Annotated in this window: 20 protein-coding genes; 10 read left to right on the top strand and 10 right to left on the bottom strand. The window is 62.4% G+C overall.

The window, feature by feature from the left end:
* Position 1: 1 nt before the first annotated feature.
* Genes IM739_RS18170 through IM739_RS18155 form a run of 4 tightly spaced genes read left to right on the top strand, consistent with a single transcriptional unit; the run spans position 2 to position 3,574 of the window.
* A complete protein-coding gene (locus IM739_RS18170) occupies positions 2–1,069 on the top strand; it encodes an ABC transporter permease (protein WP_442981067.1) in 1,068 nt (355 codons plus the stop codon).
* On the top strand, positions 1,066–1,998 hold the full coding sequence (locus tag IM739_RS18165) for an ABC transporter permease (RefSeq protein WP_237369070.1): 933 nt from the start codon (positions 1,066–1,068) through the stop codon (positions 1,996–1,998). The genes IM739_RS18170 and IM739_RS18165 overlap by 4 nt, the downstream gene beginning before the upstream one ends.
* Positions 1,995–2,828 carry an ABC transporter ATP-binding protein gene (locus tag IM739_RS18160; RefSeq protein ID WP_237369069.1) on the top strand — a complete coding sequence of 278 codons (834 nt, stop codon included), beginning with the start codon at positions 1,995–1,997 and terminating at the stop codon, positions 2,826–2,828. The genes IM739_RS18165 and IM739_RS18160 overlap by 4 nt, the downstream gene beginning before the upstream one ends.
* Positions 2,825–3,574: an ABC transporter ATP-binding protein gene (locus tag IM739_RS18155; protein WP_237369068.1), complete on the top strand. Its 750-nt coding sequence runs from the start codon at positions 2,825–2,827 to the stop codon at positions 3,572–3,574. Before IM739_RS18160 ends, IM739_RS18155 begins: the two co-directional genes overlap by 4 nt.
* Before the next feature lie 35 nt (positions 3,575–3,609).
* On the opposite strand, the gene IM739_RS18150 is transcribed toward IM739_RS18155, so the two are convergent.
* The 9 genes from IM739_RS18150 to IM739_RS18110 all read right to left on the bottom strand — a co-directional run bounded on the left by IM739_RS18150 (position 3,610) and on the right by IM739_RS18110 (position 14,205).
* Positions 3,610–4,803, bottom strand: coding sequence for an alpha-D-ribose 1-methylphosphonate 5-triphosphate diphosphatase (locus IM739_RS18150; protein WP_237369067.1), 1,194 nt, complete (start codon positions 4,801–4,803; stop codon positions 3,610–3,612).
* 96 nt (positions 4,804–4,899) lie between these two features.
* Positions 4,900–6,084: an acetate/propionate family kinase gene (locus IM739_RS18145; protein ID WP_237369066.1), complete on the bottom strand. Its 1,185-nt coding sequence runs from the start codon at positions 6,082–6,084 to the stop codon at positions 4,900–4,902.
* On the bottom strand, positions 6,081–7,478 hold the full coding sequence (locus tag IM739_RS18140) for a bifunctional enoyl-CoA hydratase/phosphate acetyltransferase (protein ID WP_237369065.1): 1,398 nt from the start codon (positions 7,476–7,478) through the stop codon (positions 6,081–6,083). The genes IM739_RS18145 and IM739_RS18140 overlap by 4 nt, the downstream gene beginning before the upstream one ends.
* Before the next feature lie 172 nt (positions 7,479–7,650).
* Complete coding sequence (locus tag IM739_RS18135) at positions 7,651–8,661, bottom strand: P1 family peptidase (RefSeq protein ID WP_237369064.1); 1,011 nt, start codon at positions 8,659–8,661, stop codon at positions 7,651–7,653.
* A gap of 278 nt (positions 8,662–8,939) precedes the next feature.
* Positions 8,940–9,599 carry a hypothetical protein gene (locus IM739_RS18130; protein ID WP_237369063.1) on the bottom strand — a complete coding sequence of 220 codons (660 nt, stop codon included), beginning with the start codon at positions 9,597–9,599 and terminating at the stop codon, positions 8,940–8,942.
* A gap of 215 nt (positions 9,600–9,814) precedes the next feature.
* Complete coding sequence (locus tag IM739_RS18125) at positions 9,815–10,204, bottom strand: VOC family protein (protein WP_336886399.1); 390 nt, start codon at positions 10,202–10,204, stop codon at positions 9,815–9,817.
* A 298-nt stretch (positions 10,205–10,502) separates the two neighbouring features.
* Positions 10,503–11,423, bottom strand: coding sequence for an ABC transporter permease (locus IM739_RS18120; protein ID WP_237369061.1), 921 nt, complete (start codon positions 11,421–11,423; stop codon positions 10,503–10,505).
* Complete coding sequence (locus IM739_RS18115; protein ID WP_237369060.1) at positions 11,416–12,426, bottom strand: ABC transporter permease; 1,011 nt, start codon at positions 12,424–12,426, stop codon at positions 11,416–11,418. Before IM739_RS18115 ends, IM739_RS18120 begins: the two co-directional genes overlap by 8 nt.
* Before the next feature lie 72 nt (positions 12,427–12,498).
* Positions 12,499–14,205: a peptide ABC transporter substrate-binding protein gene (locus tag IM739_RS18110; protein ID WP_237369059.1), complete on the bottom strand. Its 1,707-nt coding sequence runs from the start codon at positions 14,203–14,205 to the stop codon at positions 12,499–12,501.
* Positions 14,206–14,521: 316 nt separating this feature from the next.
* Between IM739_RS18110 and IM739_RS18105 the strand changes: the two genes are divergently transcribed.
* The 5 genes from IM739_RS18105 to IM739_RS18085 all read left to right on the top strand — a co-directional run bounded on the left by IM739_RS18105 (position 14,522) and on the right by IM739_RS18085 (position 19,976).
* Positions 14,522–15,685 (top strand): M20 aminoacylase family protein, encoded by a 1,164-nt coding sequence (locus IM739_RS18105; RefSeq protein WP_237369058.1) that lies wholly within the window; start codon positions 14,522–14,524, stop codon positions 15,683–15,685.
* A gap of 47 nt (positions 15,686–15,732) precedes the next feature.
* Positions 15,733–17,568, top strand: a complete 1,836-nt coding sequence (locus IM739_RS18100) for an ABC transporter ATP-binding protein (RefSeq protein WP_237369057.1) — start codon at positions 15,733–15,735, stop codon at positions 17,566–17,568.
* A gap of 143 nt (positions 17,569–17,711) precedes the next feature.
* Positions 17,712–18,386, top strand: coding sequence for an exopolysaccharide biosynthesis protein (locus IM739_RS18095; RefSeq protein WP_237369056.1), 675 nt, complete (start codon positions 17,712–17,714; stop codon positions 18,384–18,386).
* A gap of 22 nt (positions 18,387–18,408) precedes the next feature.
* Positions 18,409–19,197, top strand: a complete 789-nt coding sequence (locus IM739_RS18090; protein ID WP_237369055.1) for a carbon-nitrogen hydrolase family protein — start codon at positions 18,409–18,411, stop codon at positions 19,195–19,197.
* Between the two features lie 65 nt (positions 19,198–19,262).
* Positions 19,263–19,976: a sulfate transporter family protein gene (locus tag IM739_RS18085; RefSeq protein ID WP_237369054.1), complete on the top strand. Its 714-nt coding sequence runs from the start codon at positions 19,263–19,265 to the stop codon at positions 19,974–19,976.
* Between the two features lie 4 nt (positions 19,977–19,980).
* Here IM739_RS18085 and nth read toward each other — a convergent pair whose 3' ends face one another.
* Positions 19,981–20,760 carry an endonuclease III gene (gene nth / locus IM739_RS18080; RefSeq protein ID WP_237369053.1) on the bottom strand — a complete coding sequence of 260 codons (780 nt, stop codon included), beginning with the start codon at positions 20,758–20,760 and terminating at the stop codon, positions 19,981–19,983.
* 25 nt (positions 20,761–20,785) lie between these two features.
* On the opposite strand from nth, the gene IM739_RS18075 reads away from it, so the two are divergent.
* On the top strand, positions 20,786–21,280 hold the full coding sequence (locus tag IM739_RS18075; RefSeq protein ID WP_237369052.1) for a DUF2244 domain-containing protein: 495 nt from the start codon (positions 20,786–20,788) through the stop codon (positions 21,278–21,280).
* Positions 21,281–21,292: the final 12 nt, after the last annotated feature.

The following is a 21,292-nucleotide window of genomic DNA, read 5'->3' as shown; positions in this document are numbered from 1 at the left end:
CTTGACGGATGTCTCCAATCGGACCGAGGCGCGGCGCAGTAGCGCGCGCGCCTCGGCGCTTGCCATCTCGCTGTTGAAGTTCATTCTGACAGTGTTGACGACGTATCTCGGCCTCCTGGCCGTGACCTTTTTCATCGGTCGTGTCGTGCCGATCGATCCCGCGCTCGCCATTGTTGGCGACCGTGCGCCGGCGCATGTCGTCGAGCGCGTGCGCGAGGAACTCGGCCTGAACCTGCCGCTCTACGAGCAGTTCTTCATCTACATTCGCCAGGTGCTCAGCGGCGATTTCGGCACGTCGGTTCTGACCACCAATCCGGTGCTGACCGATATCGCCCGGGTGTTTCCAGCGACCATGGAACTGGCCACGGTTGGGACGATCATCGGCGTCCTGTTCGGCGTGCCGCTCGGCATCCTGGCTGCCGTCAAGCGCGGCTCGATCGCCGACCAGATCGTCCGGGTGATCGGGCTGATCGGTTATTCAGTGCCGATCTTCTGGCTCGGCCTGCTGGCGCTTTTGTTCTTTTATGCCAAGCTCAACTGGGTGGCCTATCCGGGACGCGTCGACATCGTCTACGAATACAGCTTTACCCCTGTTACCGGCTTCTTCCTGCTGGATGCCGCCATGCAGCAGCAGTGGGACGTGCTCTGGGACCTGTTCCGCCACATCATCCTGCCGGGCGCCTTGCTTGGCTATTTCTCGCTCGCCTATATCAGCCGCATGACGCGCTCCTTCATGCTGAACGAGCTTTCGCAGGAATATATCGTCGCGGCGCGGGCCAAGGGCCTGTCTGAAACGCGGATCATCTGGTTCCATGCGCTACGCAATGCGGCGGTGCCGCTGATCACCGTAATCGCGCTGTCCTATGCCGGCTTGCTCGAAGGCTCCGTGCTGACGGAGACGATCTTCTCCTGGCCGGGGCTTGGCCTCTACATCACCAATTCCTTGCAGAATGCCGACATGAACGCAGTGCTGGGCGGGACGATTGTCATCGGTTCCGTGTTCATCGCGATCAACCTGCTGTCGGACGTTCTCTACCGCATGCTTGACCCGAGGACGCGCAGCCGATGACCGGATCCGAACTCACGGCAAAACCGAGTCTCCGCCAATGGCTGCTCTCCGACCGGCCGCAGTCACGCTGGCAGGCCCGTTGCGGTCGCCTCTACATGATCTGGCGGCGGTTTTCCGAAAACCGGCTGGCGCTGCTCGGTCTGGCCATCCTGATCGCGCTGCTGTTCGTCGCCGCCTTCGCCGACGTGCTGGCGCCGCATTCGCCGATCCAGGGTGACCTGCGCAATGCGCGCCTCCTGCCGCCGGGAACGGAAGGCTACTTGCTCGGCACCGACGACCAGGGGCGCGACATCCTCTCAAGGTTGATCCATGGCTCGCGCCTGACCCTGTTCGTCATCGCGCTGGTCGCGATCATCGCGGCCCCGATCGGGCTGATCGTCGGCACTGTGTCGGGCTATGCCGGCGGCTGGGTCGATGCGGTGCTGATGCGCGTCACCGACATCTTCCTCGCCTTTCCGAAACTGGTTCTGGCGCTGGCGCTGGTTGCGGCACTCGGTCCGGGTATCGAGAATGCGGTTCTTGCCATCGCGATCACATCCTGGCCGCCTTATGCCCGCATCGCCCGCGCCGAAACGATGACCTTCCGCAATTCGGATTACATCTCGGCGGTCAAGCTGATGGGGGCGTCGCCGCTGCGCATCGTGCTGTTCCACATCATCCCGCTCTGCATGTCGTCGCTGATCGTGCGCGTGACGCTCGACATGGCGGGTATCATCCTGACGGCGGCCGGCCTCGGCTTTCTCGGCCTCGGTGCCCAGCCACCGCTGCCGGAATGGGGCGCGATGATCGCCTCGGGTCGCCGCTTCATCCTCGACCAGTGGTGGGTCGCAGCCATGCCGGGCTTTGCCATCCTGATCGTTTCGCTCGGCTTCAATCTTTTGGGCGACGGGTTGCGCGATGCGCTTGATCCGAAGGAGGCCGGCCAATGACGCCACTTCTGACGGTTGAAAACCTGAGGGTCAGTTTCCCGACCCGCACCGGCACGATCGAAGCGGTGCGCGGCGTCAACTTCACGCTCGGCAAGGAACGTCTCGGCATTGTCGGCGAATCCGGTTCCGGCAAGTCGCAGACCGGGCGCGCCATCATGGGGCTGACACCCGGCCATGCGCGGATCACCGCGGATCGGCTGGCGTTCGGCGACATCGATTTGCTCAAGGCACCGGCTTCGCAACGGCGGTCGCTGCGCGGCAAGCGCCTGGCAATGATCCTGCAGGATCCGAAATACTCGCTCAATCCGGTCATGCCGATCGGCCGGCAAATCATGGAAACCCTTAGAACCCATGAACGGGTCTCGAAAGGCGAGGGGCGTGCGCGTGCGCTTGCCATGCTGGAAGCGGTGCAGATCCGTGATCCGGAGCGTGTGTTCAATCTCTATCCGCACGAGGTTTCGGGCGGCATGGGCCAGCGCGTGATGATCGCGATGATGCTGGTCTGCGGTCCGGAACTGCTGATCGCAGATGAGCCGACATCGGCGCTCGACGTGACGGTACAGCTCGAAGTGCTGGCCATTCTCGACAAGCTGGTGTCCGAGCGTGGCATGGGGCTGATCTTCATCAGCCACGACCTCAGGCTCGTCTCGTCCTTCTGCGACCGGGTGCTGGTGATGTATGCCGGCAAGGTGGTCGAGGAGATCGAGGCATCGAAACTGTCCGAGGCCAAACATCCCTATACCCAAGGTCTCCTCAACTGCCTGCCGCAGATCGCGGCCGACCGGCATCCGCTGCCGGTGCTGGAGCGCCAGGCGGAGTGGAAGCTATGAAACTGTCCCTGTCCATCCGTGACATGATCGTGCGCTTTGATGGTTTTCGGGCGCTCGATACCGTCAGTCTCGATGTCGAGACGGGCCAGTCCTTCGGCATCGTCGGCGAATCCGGGTCGGGAAAGTCGACGCTTCTGCGCGCTGTCGCCGGACTGAACCCGTTCGATGAGGGCACATTGACTGTGAGCGGCCGCAGTTACAGCGGCCGCCGGCGCGACCGCGAATTCTACCGCACGGTCCAGATGGTCTTTCAGGATCCCTATGGCTCGCTGCATCCGCGCCAGACCGTCGACCGGCTGCTGCTCGAACCGCTCGCGATCCATGGGATTCCGGATGCGGAGGTGCGTATCGCCCGCGCCCTCGACGAGGTGGGCCTTGGCAGCGGCTTCCGCTTCCGCTTTTCGCACCAGCTGTCGGGCGGTCAGCGCCAGCGCATCGCAATTGCCCGCGCGCTGATCCTCGAGCCGAAGATCCTGCTGCTCGACGAGCCGACCTCGGCACTCGATGCCTCGATCCAGGCGGAGATCCTCAACCTGCTCGAACAGGTGCGCAAGGATCGCGGCCTCACCTTTGTCATGGTCAGCCACGACCTCTCGGTGATCAGCCACATGTGCGAAAAGCTGGTGGTGATGAAGTCCGGCAAAGTGGTGGAAACCCTGTCGACAGAGCAGTTGCGCAGCCGCGACTTTTCCACCGACTACACGCGCCAGCTCCTGACCGCCAGCGAAGGTTTCCGCCGCGACTGATATAGAGCGCGACGGATCAGTTCAGCGGGGCTGGCTCAGGCTACCCGCATGCCTGACCGCCAGGCAGTCTTCAGGAACGGATGACCGTCATGCAGGTCGGTGCGGATCAGGTCGGCGCGCAGGCCGAGCGAGATTTCGCCGCGATCCTTGAGCCCACCGGCCAGTGCCGGTGCGCGGGTGACCATGGCCACTGCGCGGGGCAGGTCGTAGCTCAGCCCCGGATCGGCGGCGATCATGAAGGCCGCATCAAGCAGCGAGCGTGGCACATAGTCGGATGCCAGGATGTCGACGAGGTCGGCCGCCAGCAGGTCGCGCACGGCGATGTTGCCCGATTGGGAGCCGCCGCGCAGGATGTTCGGGGCGCCGGCGACGATGCCAAGCCCCTTGTCGCGGGCAGCCTGTGCCGCCTCGACCGTGCAGGGGAATTCCGAAATGCTGACGCCATCGGCAAGGGCTTCGTCGATATGCTCGATATCGGTGTCGTCGTGGCTCATCAGCGGCAGGGCGCGCGACTTTGCGAGCGCCACGATTTCCGGCCGGATGGCGACGCCGATCTCACCCTTCTCGGCAACCAGCAACTTGATCTTCTCGCGCACCAGTTCAGGACGTTCGCCGGTCGACTTGGCGGCGCGGTCGACATAGGCGTCGATATCGCGGCTCTGGCGGATGCCGGGCAGATGTTCCATGACCGACATGACGCGGACAATGGTGCGGTCGATATTGGCGGCCGTCAGCGCCGGCGTCGCCGGATCGGTGATCTCGCAGCGCAGATGGACCAGGTGTTCGGCGCGCAGCATGCCGGCGGCGGTTGCCTGTTCCAGGGCCTCGATCATCGGCGTCAGGATTTCGGCGCGGTGCGGATTGTCGGTGGTGGCGCCGACGCAGAGGCTGTCGAACACGGTGGTGACACCGCCGCCGATGATCTGGGCATCGTGGGCAAGGGCGGCACGCATGAAGTCCCAGCGCACATGGGCGCGCGGGTAGATGTGCTTTTCGAAATGGTCGGTATGAATGTCGACAAGGCCCGGAAGCAGGTAGTCGCCGGCAAAATCGATCGCCCCTTCCAGCCGCGACGGGCCTTCGTGGATCTCGGTGATCAGGCCGTCCTCGACCACCACGGTACCATGCATGACATGGCCGGGTAAAACGACGCGGGCATTGGTGATGACGATGGCGGTCCGGTCCGCACGACGCTCGGCCTCACCCGTTGCATTCATCTCCTGCAGCATGCGGCGTGCTCCCGTTTGGACTGATTTGGACCGAGTGTCGGCCCGTCTCTAAGCGCGCTTCATGACGGTTTGTTGTCAATCGCGAACGATTGCAACTCAACGCTGCCGATCGAGGACCGACAGCGTATCGTCGGCGATCACCTGTTCCTCGTCGGTCGCGATGACCCGGACCGTGATCCCGCTCGAGGCCGTCGAGATCACCGCGGCATTCCGGTCATTGGCGAGCGGATCGAGCGCGACGGCGAGAAAGCCCAGGCGGTCGCAGACCGCCTTGCGGATCGCCGGCTGGTTCTCGCCGATGCCGGCGGTGAAGACCAGTGTATCCAGTCCACCGAGGCTTGCGGTCAGTCGGGCGATTTCACCGGCGATGCGGAAGGTGAAGACGTCGATCGCCTCGCGAGCCTCGCGCCTGTCACTCTCCAGCAGCAGGCGGCTGTCGGCACTGATGCCCGACAGACCAAGCAGGCCGGATTGCTGGTAGATCATGCTCTCGACCTGATCGGCCGTCAGGCCATGCCCCTTCATGAGATGAAACAGCACGCCGGGATCGATTGCGCCGCTGCGGGTTGCCATCGGGACGCCGTCGATGGTGGAAAAGCCCATAGAGGTGTCGCGGCTGATGCCATGTTCCATGGCGCAGAGGCTGGCGCCGCTGCCGAGATGGGCGACAACCGCATTTCCGCCGGCGCTCTCCGGTTCCAGCGCCTTGAGGGCTCGGGCGATATAGGCATAGGACAGGCCATGGAAGCCGTAGCGCTTGATGCCCTTGTCGAACCATTCGCGCGGTATGGCAAAACGCTGCACGGTCTCGCTCTGGCTGCGATGAAAGGCCGTGTCAAAGGACACGGTTTGCGGCAGGCCGGGCTTCAGGTCGTGGATCGCCTGGATCAGCCTGATGTTTTGCGGCTGGTGCAAAGGCGCCAGCGGGATCAGTGCCGCGATCTCGGCCGTGCTCTCGTCGGTGACCAGCACCGGATCGGCGAAGCGGTCGCCGCCATGCACGACGCGGTGGCCGACTGCGGAGACGGCATCAAGATCGTAGTGCTCGGAGAGCCATTCGAAGGTTTCGTCGAGCACATCATGCAGCAGGTCGTCGCTTCTGGCTTCGAGCGGCACGTCGAAGGTCTGCGGGCCCTCGACCAGGTGGAAGGTCAGCGGCTGGTGGCGAAAGTCGATCATGCCCTTGCCGATGCGTCTCGCCCTGTCGTCTTCGCGGACAAACAGGCCGATCTTCACCGACGACGAACCGGCATTGAATGTCAGCAGCAGTTTTTCGCTCATGCAATGATCAGCCCCATTTCCGACCTTGGGGCAGCGGCGCGCCTGGCCGCCACCAGCTTGGCAAGGGCGGCGGATGTCATGCGCACCCGCAGGCTGTCGGAACGGCTGGTCAGGATGATCGGCACGCGGGCGCCGAGCACCAGGGCTGCGGCATCGGCATTGGCAAAATAGAGCAACTGCTTGGCCAGCATGTTGCCGGCTTCGAGATCCGGCACCAGCAGGATATCGGCATCGCCCGCGACGGAGGAGACGATGCCTTTGGTGCGCGCGGCCTCCGGGCTGATGGCATTGTCGAAGGCAAGCGGTCCGTCGACCAAGGCACCCTTGATCTGGCCGCGCGCCGCCATGACGGTCAGGGCTGCGGCATCCAGCGTTGCCGGCATCTTGTCGTTGACCGTCTCGACGGCGGCGAGCACCGCCACCTTGGGGTTTGCGACACCGAGCATGTGCATGAGGTCGACGGCGTTCTGGCAGATGTCGCGTTTCTGGTCGAGCGAGGGCGCGATGTTGATCGCGGCGTCGGTGACAACGAGCAGTTTCGAATAGGCGGGCACGTCCATGACATAGACGTGGCTGATGCGGCGTTCGGTGCGCAGGCCGGAACCGCCGGCAACGACCGCGCCGAGGATCTCGTCGGAATGCAGGCTGCCCTTCATCACCGAGCCGACCTTGCCGGCGATGGCAAGCTCGACCGCAAGTGCCGCCGCCGCATGGCTGTGTTCGGTCGACATGATTTCGAAGCCGTCGAGCGCAATGCCGGCTTCGGCCGCTGCTGCGCGGATCTTGGCTTCGGGACCGATCAGGATCGGCTCCAGCAGGCCTTCGTCGCGGATCTCGACGGCGGCTTCGATCACATCCGGCGTGCAGGGATGGACGAGCGCCGTTCTCAGCATCGGCAGGGCTCTCGCTTCGGCAACGATGGCGTCGAAGCGGTCATGGCGTTGCAGCGAGACGTCGGGAATGGAATTTTCCGACCAGACGACGCGTCTTTCCGGCGCCTTCACCCGCGCCTGGCCGGCCAGGATCGTTTCGCCGTGCTGGTTGACGCATAGGGTATCGAAGATCACGGTGTGGCCGTCCGCCTGTTTCTGAACGAGGGTGACCGTCGCCGTGATCGTATCGCCGGGAGACAGCGATTTCTGGAACTGCAGGTCCTGGCCGAGATAGACGGTGCCGGGGCCGGGCAGGCGGGTGTCGAGCACCGCCGAGACCATGCCGGCCGGGATCAGCGACTGGCCGAGCGGAACCGGATTGTGGTCGCCGGACAAGGCCGCAAAGAGTTCGATGTCGTCGGGTCCGATCAGGCGCGTGATCGCGGCGCTGTCGCCGACCTTCAGTTCCTCGAAGGTGTGGTTGGTGAGGATCGGTTTTTCCATGTCGGCAATGTCGTCCATCTGAAATCGTCCCGGTTCCTGGCGGATCATCATGCGGTTTGCCGGGTCATGCCGCAATGTTGCGCTGCAATATGCCGGCACTATTCCGGTCGGGAGGGCGCCTGTCTTTGACTTATCTCAAGCGGTCTCGGGCTAAAGTCTAAGGGCTGGCCAGAGCCAGGCGTCTGCAAAGCTAGGCGCCGGGCAAGACCCAGCGGTCGCGCCAGGCCGGCTGTGCGTCCGGATAGGGCAATGCCGTCGCGGCATGCACGCCACGGGCGATGGCACGCGCGGTGACCAGCGTGGCGAGATGGCAGAGTTCCAGGAGATCGGCGGGGCTGACAAGATCGCGCTTTCCGGTCGATGCCGTAAACAGCGTGTCGCCGTCGAGCGGCAGATGGGCGGGCAGAACGGCGCGGGCAAGCCCGTCATGGGCGGTGATCGACAGCCGGTGCAGGTCGGCTTTGGCCAACCTGGCATCGGTGACCACCGCGCCGATGGTCGTTGCCGTCAGGCGAAGGCCCTTGATGGTCATGGCCCGGTCAGCCGCGCTGACCTTGGCCGGCAGGCCGAGCCCGCCGAATTCGTCACCTTCCTCGAACGCAGCCGCCCAGAAATGCGGCCCGTCGCCGATCGTCACCGATCCCATGGCGTTGACGGCAACGAGCGCGCCGATCGTGTGGCCGGTGGAGGAAACGGCGCTGGCCGAGCCGATGCCACCCTTGAGATTGGCGGTCGTGGCCCCGGTGCCGGCGCCAACGGTGCCGAGATCGAAGGGGCCGGTGGCGCAGGCGAGAAACGCTGCATAACCCATGTCCTGGTAGGGCGAATGCAGGCCCCAGTCCTTGTTGCCGCCATTGAGCAGATCCATCAGGATCGCCTGCGGCACGATCGGCACATTGACCGGGCCGACCGGAAAGCCGCGGCCGATCGCGCGCAACCCCGATTGCACGCCGCCCGCCGCATCGAGCCCAAAGGCCGAGCCGCCCGACAGTACGAAGGCATCGACGGTCTGCACCGTCATCGATGGATCGAGCAGCGCCGTGTCGCGCCCGCCCGGCGCCCCGCCGAGAACGGTGCCCGAGGCTACCGCCGGTTCATCGAACAGGATGACCGTGACGCCGGAACCGAGGGCAATATCGGTCGCATGGCCGACGGACAGACCGGCAACATCGGTCAGGAGGTTGAGGGGCGCGTGGGGCATGGTGTGTGTCTCCGGATGGCTGAGCGGAGAGTGGCGGGGGACTGCGGCGGGATCAAGGGGGAGTTTGGGGGAGCGATGTTACAAGCGCCGAACGGTTGGCTTTGGCCCTTGTCTGCCATTTGGGGGGCTGTGCGAATGGCCCCCTTGCGCTTCCATTTCAGCCGCACGCGCCGTCTCTTGCGTCACCGTAAGCGGTCATTCTCCGCGGGGACGTCTCGTCGCCTTCGCGCCAATTGGGGGCGCTCGGGCCACTCGAACGTAGTGCAGCATTGCCTCGGTCAACCTCGCGGGAATTCGCGGCAGATAACGGTGCCACCATATACGATGCCATGTGGCCCTCCGGGTGACGTTAATAGGTTGAAACCCACGGCAAACGCACCGGAAGGACACCTAGACGAAGAGCCTTCACCGATCCCAGCCTTGTCCGCCGATCCATTCGATACCGACTGAATGAAATTCTCCCAATCCATGGACTTGTTTTCCGTTGGAATTGCTGCAGGCTTGTCAGCTGTCACCACGTCAGCACTTCCGGCAACAGCCATCTGGAGTAACTCGTTTAGTCTGACCAATTGCGCGGGATTTAAAGATTCAATGATCGGAATTGCCCGCCTAATAGATTCCAAATCGCTTTCGATCTTGCTTGAAGTTACGGCAAGCGCGACGTTATTGGCCTGTATTTTGTCTCTCGTATTGTATAGTTCTGTTAGCTTTACGTCAGCGTCGCGCAGCGCAACGTTCAGTTTTTCTTGAGCTGAATCAATTTCAGCCTGAACTTTTTCTTCAAGCTGTTTGTTTCCGTGCGATATGGCCCAGTCTTTCACTACAAATCCAGCGGCGGCGGAAAATATAGCTATTGCTAAACCAGACGGAGCTACGGTTTGCCAGACGAATTTTCTAATTGCCTCTCTTGCTGGCGCAGTCAATTCAGCGTCGGGCATCACTCTCCCCTGCATTTTTTGCAGAATCTAAAGTAGCACATCCTGAACGTGTAGTCTAATTTCTGGCCGCACAGGCTACGTAGCGCAAGCGGCAGTAAAGGAGTTGCGGCTGCGGTGCTTTGCTTGAGCGGAATCGGTCACGTACGCGGATGTCAGCAATATCCGCATCGGACCGAATACCGTCTTCTGCTTCGCGCCAACAGCGGCCGTTGAGACTAATCCCAGGCCGCGTGTTGTAGGACGACCCTGTAGCCGTCTGGGTCTTCGAAGGTTTTACCATTTCGATCCCAGTAGGGATTAAACGCAGGAACGGGCGGAAACCCAGACGATACCATGCGGGCAACGGACGCGTTCCACTCCGTTTGATCGGGGATATAAAAGACGATCAAGTTGTCTTCAGTTGGGGCACGGCCGACTGGATGTCCTGCTTTTTTCGTGAACTCAAAATGATATGGAACTCCACGCTGGCCGACCATTATGCCGTCGAAGCCATCGTGCCCTGCAAATTCGTACAATAAGTCGAGCCCAAGTCCCCCACAGTAAAATTGGCGAAGGGCATCCAAATTATCGCTTGGCCGCGCTACGCGGATTGTTAGAGGTTGCAAATCTTAGGCTCCCCGTATGTGTTTGATCCTCGCATTTACAGATCGTGGCAGCTTGATCGTCAAGGAATTGATGACCGGTTAGGGCCGAACTCGGACAGCGGCACCAGTTACTTGGATGTCCGGTTTCGCCGTCCGACACTTCCTCATCGGACAGTCTCTTCATGGCCCCAATGCGGCCAGTCAGGCCGATTTGACGCGAATGTCTCCTATTGGTTGCGACCCATTTTGACGTTGCCAAATCGACAAACGTCAAAGGGGCACCGAAGCGCCCCATTGACGTTGTGCACCGAACACCCCCTCAATGCTTCAGCGCCCGAGGATCCAGCGCATCCCGGATCGCGTCGCCGATATAATTCACGCTCAAGACCGTCAGCGAGATCGCCAGGCCCGGCCAGAGAACCCGCGACGGGTTGATCTGCAGGAAGTTGGCGCCGTCGAACAGCAGGCGGCCCCAGGTCGGGAAATCGGAGGGAAAGCCGAGGCCGAGGAAGGAGAGGGCCGATTCGGTGATGATCGCCGAGGCGATGCCGAGCGTCGCCGAGACCATGATCGAGGACATGACGTTGGGCAGGATGTGCTTGAGGATCACCCGGTATTCGCGCATGCCGCTCGACTTGGCCGCCAGGATGTATTCCTGGCTTTTCACCGCCAGCACGTCGCCGCGCACGATGCGGGCGGTGTGCATCCAGCTGGTGATGCCGATGACGAAGACGATCAGGATGAAGATGCCGGTTTCCGGGCCGAAGGCGGCGCGCAGCGTGTCGCGGAACAGCATGATGATCACCAGCAGCAGCGGCAGCAGCGGCAAGGCGAGGAAGAGGTCGGTGATACGCATCAGCGGGCCGTCGAGCTTCTTCGAGTAACCCGAGAGCACGCCGACCAGCGTTCCGACCAGGAGCGCCAGCGACATGGCAGTCATGCCGACGGCGAGCGAGATCTGCCCGCCGGCCATGACCTGGGCCAGCATGTCGTGGCCGAGATTGTCGGTGCCGAAGGGATGGGCGAGCGACGGGCCCTGGTTCTTCGCCTTGATGTCGATCTTGTTCGGGTCGATCGTGTGGATCAGCGGGCCGACATAGACCGCAATCACGATGAAGGCAAAGACGATCAGGCCGGCGACGCCGCCCGGATGGGCGCGGAACTGGCGCCAGAGCAGGAGCCAGAAATTGCCGCTCTTCGGCCGTGTGGCAAGGGTCGTGGCAATGGCCGCATCAGTCATAGCGAATCCTCGGGTCAAGGATGCCGTAGAGAACGTCGGCAATCAGGTTGAAGAGAACGATCAGCACCGCGAAGATGAAGGTCAGCGTCTGGACGAGGGGAATGTCGGCGCCCTGGATCGCGGTGATCAGCAGCTGGCCGAGGCCGTTCACCCGGAACACCTGTTCGGTGATGATTGCGCCGGAAAAGATGGTGGGAACACCGAGCGCGATCACGGTGACCACCGGGATCAGGCTATTGCGCAGCACATGCACCAGAAGCACGACCTTTTCTTTCACGCCCTTGGCGCGCGCCGTTCGGACATAATCCATATGCAGGTTGTCGAGCATCGAGGCGCGGACGAAGCGGCTGATCTGCGAGGTGTTGTAAAGCGTCAGCACCAGCACGGGCAGGAACATCTGCTTGACCTGCAGGACGAAGCTCGACCAGCTGTCGACGACGAGATTGGTGTCGTAGATCGACGGAAACCATTGCAGCCAGGAGGAGAAGACGACGATCAGCAGCACGCCGGTGAAGAAGGTCGGAACGGAATATCCGACCATCGAGATGAAGGTGCCGACCTGGTCGAAGATCGAGTACTGGCGGTAGGCGGAGATGACGCCGATCGGGATCGCCAGCAGCACGCCGAAGAGATAGGACAGGCCGACGACCCAGAGCGTCTGCGGCAGGCGCTGGACGATCAGGTCGACCACCGGGCTGCGCGTCGCCCAGGACAGGACCCGCATGCGCTCGCCGGTGCCGATTGTCAGGCCGGTCAGCTGTTCGAAGATGTTGAGCGGTTCATTGATGAAGAACTGCTGCAGCCATTTCAGATAGCGGATGAGGAAGGGCTGATCGAGGCCCATGGCGGCGCGGATCTGCTCGCGCACCTCGGGCGGAATGGTCAGCGGCAGGTCGCTCAGCGGGTCGCTGGGGGCGAGATCGAGCAGTGCGAAGATGATGAAGCTGATCGCCAGCAATGTCGGGATCGCAAACAGCAATCGCCGAATCGTAAAGGTGAACATCGGATGGTCTCCAGGCTGTCACGAGAAATGCGATCGCCGGGCCCGGCGTGTCCGCGGCCCGGCGAGGCGACATCATTTCTTGCGCGACCAGTCGGCGACGTTCCACAACTCGCTGTCCCAGGCGTTCATCTTGACGCCTTCCAGCGTCGCGGAAACGGCGGACGGCTGACCGCGATGGATCAGCGGGATCTGCGCCACGTCATTGCTCAGCATGTCGTTGAGCTTCTTGGCGATCACGGCACGGTCCTCGAGCTTGCCGGTCTTGCCGAGTTCCTTGACCAGGGTGTCGTATTCCGGGTTGCAGTAGCGGACGATGTTCTCACCCTGCCAGCCGCTGGCCGGGCTCGGGATCTTGTCGCACATCCAGCCGGCCATGTATTTTTCCGGGTCTGTGCCGTCGAAGTTGTTGGTGTACATCTGCACATCGGCCATGAACTTCTGGAACGTGTCCGGAGAGGCCGGGTCGCCGCCGAAGAAGACGTTGGCCGAGACGTTGCGCAGTTCGACGGTGACGCCGATCTGGCTCCACATGTCCTTGACCAGCGCCTGGGTTGCCTGGCGGACGGAATTGGTCGAGGTCTGGTAGAGGAAGGAGAGCTTGACACCGTCCTTTTCGCGGATGCCGTCGCCGCCCATCTTCCAGCCGGCATCGTCGAGCAGCTTGTTGGCCGCTTCGAGATCCTGCTTCAGGCACCAGTCGACGGCGGTCGAGACATAGATATCGGGCGCCGGCAGAATGTTGCATGTCGGCTTGCCGTTGTCGCCGTAGCCGGCTTCATCGATGATGTCGCGGTCGATGGCGAGCGACAGCGCCTTGCGCACGGCCGGGTCCTTCAGGGCCGGATGCGGGCCTGCCTCCTTGGTCGAGCGCTTGTCGCCGAGCGAGGGGTCGACGCCGAAGGGGTTGAGGTCGATACGTTCGACCTGGGTGCCGAAGGCGACCTCGATCTTGCCCTTGCCGGCCTGCATCATCGTGGCCAGCACTTCCGGCTCGACCTGCATGTTCCAGGCATAGTCGAATTCGCCGGTCTCGAGCACCGAGCGTGCCGCCGATGCCGCATCGCCGCCGCCCTTGAGGGTGACCGAGGCAAAGGCGGGCTTGGCGGCATCGCGGTAGTTCGGATTGGCGGTGAAGGTCACCACGTCATTCGGCTTGAATTCCTTGACGACGAAGGGGCCGGTGCCGATCGGGCCGAAATTGGCCGCGGTGCATTCGGGGGCCTTGGCGCCGAGGCAATCCTTGAACTGCGCTGCCTGGATCAGCGGCGACTGGCCGCCGACGAGCGCGCTATAGGGATAAGGCTTGGGGTCGGTGAACGAGATCTTGATGGTGGAGGCGTCGACGGCCTCGACATTGCTCACGCCCTCGAAATAGGCGCCCTGGGCGCAGCCGCCATCCGGCGCGGTGCAATATTTCCAGGTGAAGATGGCGTCATCGGCGGTCACCGGCGTGCCGTCAGACCATTTCAGATCCGGCTTCAGCTTCCAGGTGATGCTCTTCAGGTCGGCCGCGACGCCGCCATTCTCGACGGTCGGGATCTCGGTCGCGAGCATCGGCACCAGCGCACCGGTCTCGTCGTAGCGGGCGAGCGGCTCGATGACCATCGAGGCCCCGTAGACTTCCTTGGTGCCGCCGGACAGGTAGGGATTCATCGTCGAGACGGCCTGCCAGAAGATGATCTTGAGGTCGCCATCGGTGCCGCGATCGGCCAGGGCCGGGGCGCCGGAAATGGTCAATGCGGCAGCCGACGCCGCAAGGATAAGGTGCAGTTTCTTCATAAGCTGTTCCCCATTTATTATTGTTGGAGCTTCGGCACCTTTGGGCGCCGGGACGAGATGTGGCCAGCCCAAATGAAAAATGTCAACCGCCTATCTCATTGGCATATATAGAAAAATTTGAGATTTTGTGACGTAATGCGCGTCGCGGAAACCGCCGCTGACATGGCAACGCCCTGTCCGGCTGATGAAAATTTAGGCCATGTAACCACAAGCCTATTTTCCATGCAAGGTGGAAAATTGCGGCTTGCAAAACGATAAATTCGCAGGCCAGTATGGGTGCAATTCTGCCGGGAGCAACGATAAAAAGAGGTCTTTCATGCCAGTTCTGAACCGCGCCAGCGAACTCCAGCCGGAGGTGGCCGAATGGCGCCGGCACCTGCACGAAAATCCCGAGCTGCTGTTCGATGTGCATGGAACGGCTGCCTTCGTTGCGGACAAGCTGAAGGAATTCGGCTGCGATATCGTCCAGACCGGGATCGGCAGAACCGGTGTCGTCGGCCTGATCAAGGGCAGCCGCGGCGACGGCCCGGCGATCGGTTTCAGGGCCGACATGGATGCCCTGCCGATCCTCGAGGCGAGCGGCAAGGAATGGGCGTCGAAGACACCGGGCAAGATGCATGCCTGCGGTCACGACGGCCACACGGCCATGTTGCTCGGTGCCGCCAAGTATCTTGCCGAGACGCGCAATTTTCGCGGATCGATTGCCGTGATCTTCCAGCCGGCAGAAGAGGGCGGCGGCGGTGGCCGTGAAATGGTCGCCGACGGCATGATGGAGACTTTCGGCATCAGCCAAGTCTACGGCATGCACAATCATCCGGGCATGAAGGTGGGAACGTTTTCCACCCGCAAGGGATCGGTGATGGCGGCTGCCGACCAGTTCGACATCGAGATCCATGGTCGCAGCGGCCATGCCGCCCAGCCGCACAAGAGCATCGATCCGGTGCTGGCGGCGGCCCAGGTGGTCGTTGCGCTGCAGTCGATCGCGGCCCGCGAAACCGATCCGCTGAATTCCGTGGTCGTCACCGTCACCAAGATCCATGGCGGTGATGCCTATAACGTCATTCCCGACGGCGTGAAGTTGTCCGGCACGGTGCGCACCCTTTTACCCGAACTGCGCGATATGGCGGAAAAGCGTCTGGGCGAAATCGCGACCGGCATCGCCATGGCCATGGGCGCCAAGGCCGAGGTGCAGTATCATCGTGGCTATCCCGTCACCTTCAACCATCATGCCGAGACCGATTTTGCGCTCGACGTGCTGCGCAAGGTGGTCGGCAACCAGGCGGTCAGCGACGAATTTCCGCCGGCCATGGGCGCCGAAGACTTTTCCTACATGCTGGAGGCCCGTCCGGGCGCCTTCGTGTTCATCGGCAATGGCGATACGGCGAACCTGCACAATTCGGCCTATGACTTCAACGACGAGGCGATCCCCTACGGCATCAGCTACTGGGTGACGCTGGCCGAAACGGCGCTTGCCGCCTGATCCATCCGCAGCACATCTCGACGACAAAAAAAACAGGGGAACGGGACATGGCTGACGTGGAATTGGGAACTGGCGGCACAATCGAGCCCGTGTTGTCGGTGTGCAATCTGACGACGTCGTTCCGGGTTGGCACGGAATGGCGTTCTGTCGTTCGCAACATGAGCTTCGATATCGCGCCAAAGGAGACGGTCGCAATCGTCGGCGAATCCGGCTCGGGCAAGAGCGTCACGTCCTTGTCGGTCATGCGGCTCCTGCCTTCGGCGTCGAGCCGCATCGAAGGCAGCGTCAGGCTTCAGGGGCGCGAGTTGCTGACGCTCGAGCCGGAAGCGATGCGCCGGGTGCGTGGCAACGAGATCGCGATGATCTTCCAGGAGCCGATGACCAGTCTCAATCCGATCTTCCCGATCGGAAAGCAGATCGCCGAGGCGATCACCTGCCACCAGAACGTCTCGCAATCAGATGCCAGAGCGGAGGTGCTGCGGCTGCTCGACAAGGTTCGCATTCCGAATGCCAAGAGCCGCTTCGACGACTACCCGCATCAGTTTTCCGGCGGCATGCGCCAGCGCGTGATGATCGCCATGGCACTGGCTTCCAGGCCGAAGTTGCTGATTGCCGACGAACCGACAACCGCGCTCGACGTGACGATCCAGGGGCAGATCCTCGACCTTCTCAAGATTCTGCAGGACGAGGAAGACATGGCCGTGCTGTTCATCACCCATGACATGGGCGTGGTGGCGGAGGTGTCGGACCGGACGATCGTGATGTTCCGTGGCGAGGCGGTGGAGACGGGAACGACGGATGCCATCTTCAACCGCGGCACACATCCCTATACGCGGGCGCTCCTGTCCGCCGTGCCGAAGCTCGGCTCGATGGGCGGGCGCCAGCGACCCATGCGCTTTCCGGTGATCGACATCAAGAGTGGCGAGACGCTGGTGCCTGAAACGGAAGCGGCGGGTGTTGACGAAGCCAGCCGGCCGATCCTCGAAGTGAAGAACATGACGACGCGCTTCGATATCCGGTCCGGCCTGCTTGGCCGCAAGAGCGGCGCGGTGCATGCCGTCGAAAATGTCTCCTTCGATCTCAGGCCGGGCGAGACCCTGGCTCTGGTGGGCGAGTCCGGTTGCGGAAAGTCGACCACCGGTCGCTCGATCACCCGCCTGGTCGAACCGAGTTCGGGCCAGATCTCGATGGACGGGTACAACGTGGCAAGCCTCGACAGCATGGCATTGCGGCGCATGCGGCGCAGCATCCAGATGGTGTTCCAGGACCCGTTCGCCAGCCTCGATCCGCGCATGAGCATCGGGCAGGCGGTGATGGAGCCGTTCATCGAGCACCAGCTTGGCACCAAGGCGCAGGCGCGCGAGAAGGCAGCCAACCTTTTGGAGCGCGTCGGTCTCGGGGCCGAGATGATGCCGCGCTATCCGCACGAATTTTCCGGCGGCCAGCGCCAGCGTATCGCGATCGCCCGCTCGTTGATGCTCGATCCGAAGGTCATCGTTGCCGACGAGGCGGTCTCGGCGCTCGATGTGTCGATCAAGGCGCAGGTGTGCAACCTGCTGCTCGACCTGCAGCAGAGCTTCAATCTCGCCTATCTGTTCATCAGCCACGACATGGCGGTGGTCGAGCGGGTCAGCCACCGGGTTGCGGTGATGTATCTGGGTGAAATCGTCGAGATCGGTCCGCGCCAGGCGGTGTTCGAAAATCCGCAGCATGCCTATACCAGGAAGCTGATGGCGGCCGTGCCGGTGCCGGATCCCTCGCGGCGGCGGGCCAAGCGAAACCTGTCGACGGATGAAATCAAGAGCCCGATCCGGCCGCTTGGTTTCACGCCGCCGGTGCGACAATACCGCGAGGTCGCGGCCGGTCATCTTGTGCAGCTGTAGAAGAGGCACAGCCAGGCTTGTTCGCGGTTGCCGGCATTTTCACCCATTCATTTCACATTGAACGGGTCTCATCCAATATCCGTCATTGTCTGGCGTTAAAGGTTCGCTATAGGAGCCTTGACGCAAGCAGACTGGAATGACGCATGATTGAAGCGGATGGTGGGACTGCCGAAAATCCGGCAGGCAATCCCTTGCCGGGCAACGAGAACCGCAAGCGTGGACGGCGTCTCTCCAAAATCCTTTCCGATATCGCGCTCGATGTCGAACGCTCGCGCGTGTCCGTTGCCGATCTCTTCACCGCGATGGGCGACCGCGCCTTCGGTGCGTTGCTGCTGATCTTTGCGCTTCCGAATGTCGTGCCTACGCCCCCAGGAACGTCTGCGATCACTGGTGCGCCGCTGGTATTTCTGGCGGCGCAATTGATGCTGGGCCAGTCGCCGTGGCTGCCGAAGATCATCGCCAACAGGTCGATGGCGCGCGAGGATTTTGCAGCGATCGTCCTGCGCATTTCACCCTGGCTGGCGCGGGGCGAGCGCATGCTGCGTCCCAGGCTGACCTTCCTTGTCTATCCCCCTGTGGAATATGTGACCGGACTGCTCTGCCTGATCCTGGCGATCATTTTGGCGCTGCCGGTACCGCTCGGCAATATCCTCCCGGCAGTTGCCATATGCCTGTTCTCGTTCGGGATTCTGGAGCGCGATGGGCTTTGCATCCTGTTCGGGCTGTTGACATTCGTGCTATCGCTGGTGGTGGTCGCGGGCGTCTTGTTTGCAATCGTGAAGGGGTTCATCCTGCTCGTGTCCGCGACGTTTTTCTAACCTGCCAAACATAGGTGCCGCCATGTTGATCTCGCTCTACCAGATGCAGCCGGTTTCCGGCGATGTACCGGGCAATATCGGCAAGATCGCCCAGGCGGCAATGGCTGCGGCCGAAATGGGAGCGGATGTTCTGGTCACGCCGGAGCTCGGCACCAGCGGCTATGCGCTCGGACCGCGCTTTGCCGAGGTGGCCGAGACGCGTGACGGCTCGATCGTCGAGGCGCTCAGCGAGATTGCCGCCGATTGCGGCCTCGCCATCTGCGCCGGCTTTCCCGAGCGCGACGGCGACCAGGTGTTCAACTCGGCCGTCGTCGTGCGGCCCGACGGATCGCTGGAATTCTATCGCAAGGGCCATCTCTACGGCGATGGCGAGCGCGCCGCCTTCGTGCCCGGTGCCGATAGCCCGCATGTGTTTGATCTCTTCGGCATCAAGACCGGCATGCTGATCTGCTATGATGTCGAATTCCCGGAATATGTGCGCACACTGGCTCTGGCCGGTGCCGAACTGGTGCTTGTGCCCACCGCCCTGCCGGCCGGTATCATCAGCCGACGGGTTGCCGACATGGTGGTGCCGACCCGTGCCTTCGAAAACGGCCTCTTCCTCGTCTATGCCGATCTTTGCGGCACCGAGGGCGAACTGTCCTATACCGGGCGCTCGGTGATCCTTGCGCCGGATGGCGACGAACTGGCGCGTGCCGGCACGGGGGAAACGCTGCTGGTGGCGAAGATCGACCTTGGCGCCTATGGCGAGGCAAAGGCGCAGAACCCCTATCTGACCGACCGTCGCCCCTCGCTCTACCGGCTCGGCTGACCCGTGCGCATTGCGGTTGTGTCTTGCCTTTCCTACATCAGGCACCGATCCTGAAGGAGACCGCGATGATCCTCGATGCTGCAGCGCTTGCCGCCCGTAACCTGTTTGCTGCCGAAACCCGTTCCGTATTCTGGAAAGTGCTGGGCCTGACGGCGCTGGTGCTGGTCGCCCTTTGGCTGGCGCTTCGCGAGACCTTCATCGCCTATGCCATGCCGTTGATCGACGGTTTCATTCCCGATCTGCCGGCCTGGGCCGGCTGGCTGAGCTTCGTCTTCGGCATCCTCGCCAGCATCGGTCTCGCGCTCGGCGTGGCGTTGCTGATGTCGTCGGTGACGGCCATCATTGCCGGCCTGTTTCTCGACGATGTGGCGGAAGTGATCGAAAAACGCGATTATCCGGACGATCCGGCCGGTCTCGCCATGCCGCTTTTGTCCAGCATTGCAACCTCGCTGAAATTCTTCTGCGTCGTTGTGCTCGGCAATCTCGTGGCGCTGATGCTGCTGTTCATTCCGGGCGTCAATCTCGTCGCCTTCTTCCTGGTCAACGGCTATCTGCTCGGACGGGAATTCTTCGAATTCGCCGCCATGCGCTTTCGCACGCCTGCAGAAGCAAAGCAGTTCCGCTCCAAACATGGCGGCACGATCTTTCTCGCCGGGCTGGTGATCGCCGGCTTCCTCGCGGTGCCGATCCTCAATCTGTTGACGCCGCTGTTTGCGGCCGGCCTGATGGTGCATCTGCACAAGCTGCTGAGCGCCCGCGATCCACAATTCAGGACCTGAACGGTCATTCGACGCTGCTGATCACCTGCTGCGGCAGTTCGACCAGCGGCGCCGGGATATCGCAGGTCTTTTCCGCCGACTTGCAGATGTCGGCGATCACGCAGCGCTCGCATTCGGGCTTGCGCGCCTTGCAACAGTAGCGTCCATGCAGGATCAGCCAGTGATGGGCATGGAACAGGTAGTGCTCCGGCACGATCTTCATCAGGATGTCTTCGATCGCGTCCGGCGTCTTGGCCGGGGCGAGCCTGATGCGGTTGGCGATGCGCAGGATATGGGTGTCGACCGCCATGGTCGGGATGCCGAAGGCCATGGACAGGACGACATTGGCCGTCTTGCGCCCGACGCCCGGCAGCTTCACCAGTTCCTCCCGCGTCTTCGGCACGACACTGCCGAAATCGTCGACGAGCATCCGGCTGAGCGCAATCACGTTCTTCGCCTTGTTGCGATAGAGCCCGATGGTCTTGATGTAGTCACGGACCTTGTCCTCGCCGAGGGCGAGCATCTTTTCCGGCGTATCGGCCACCTTGAACAGGGCTCGCGTCGCCTTGTTGACGCCGGCGTCGGTTGCCTGGGCGGACAGCGCGACCGCGACGACGAGTGTGAACGGATTGACGTGTTCCAGTTCACCCTTGGGTTCCGGCCGCTGGACCGAGAAGCGGCGGAAGATCTCCTCCAGTTCGGCGCGGGAATAGGCCGTGCGACGGCTTGTCGCTGCCGATTTTCGTGCCGGTTGATTTGACTTTTTCAAGCTTTGGGTGCTGGATTTCGGCTTCGCAAGGGTCATCGGAAATCTATAGTCGGGCAGGCAGATGGAAGGCAATGTCGAGCAGGCCGCGGAGACGCCGATTTTTGCAGCGGAGCTCACGCCCTATCGATCGCTGGGGCCGAAGGGCTTTCGCGTGCTTCTCGTCCTCACAGGCGGGATCTGCCTTGTGCATTCCCTCTTCTTCCTGTCGACCGGGGCTTGGCCGATCGGCCTGTTTTTCGGGCTCGACTTCCTGCTGCTCTATGGTGCCTTCCGGATGAACTATCGTTCAGGCCGGGCGCGCGAGGAAATCGTCGTGTCGCGCACCAGGCTGTCGATCCGCAAGTTTACGCCCGCAGGCCGCATGACCGAGCATCGCTTCAACACGTTCTGGGCGCGGTTCTTCGTGCGCCGCCACGAGGAAATCGGCATCGTGTCGATGCAGGTGACCGGCGAAGGACGGCGCACCGATATCGGCTCCTTCCTCAATCCCGATGATCGCGAGAGCTTCGCCAAGGCGTTTCGCGGCGCGCTGGCGACGGCAAAACAGCGGATCTGAGCGCAAGAAACG

Source organism: Rhizobium sp. SL42, from assembly GCF_021729845.1.
Lineage (GTDB): Bacteria > Pseudomonadota > Alphaproteobacteria > Rhizobiales > Rhizobiaceae > Allorhizobium.
This window is presented reverse-complemented; position numbering and strand designations above follow the sequence as displayed.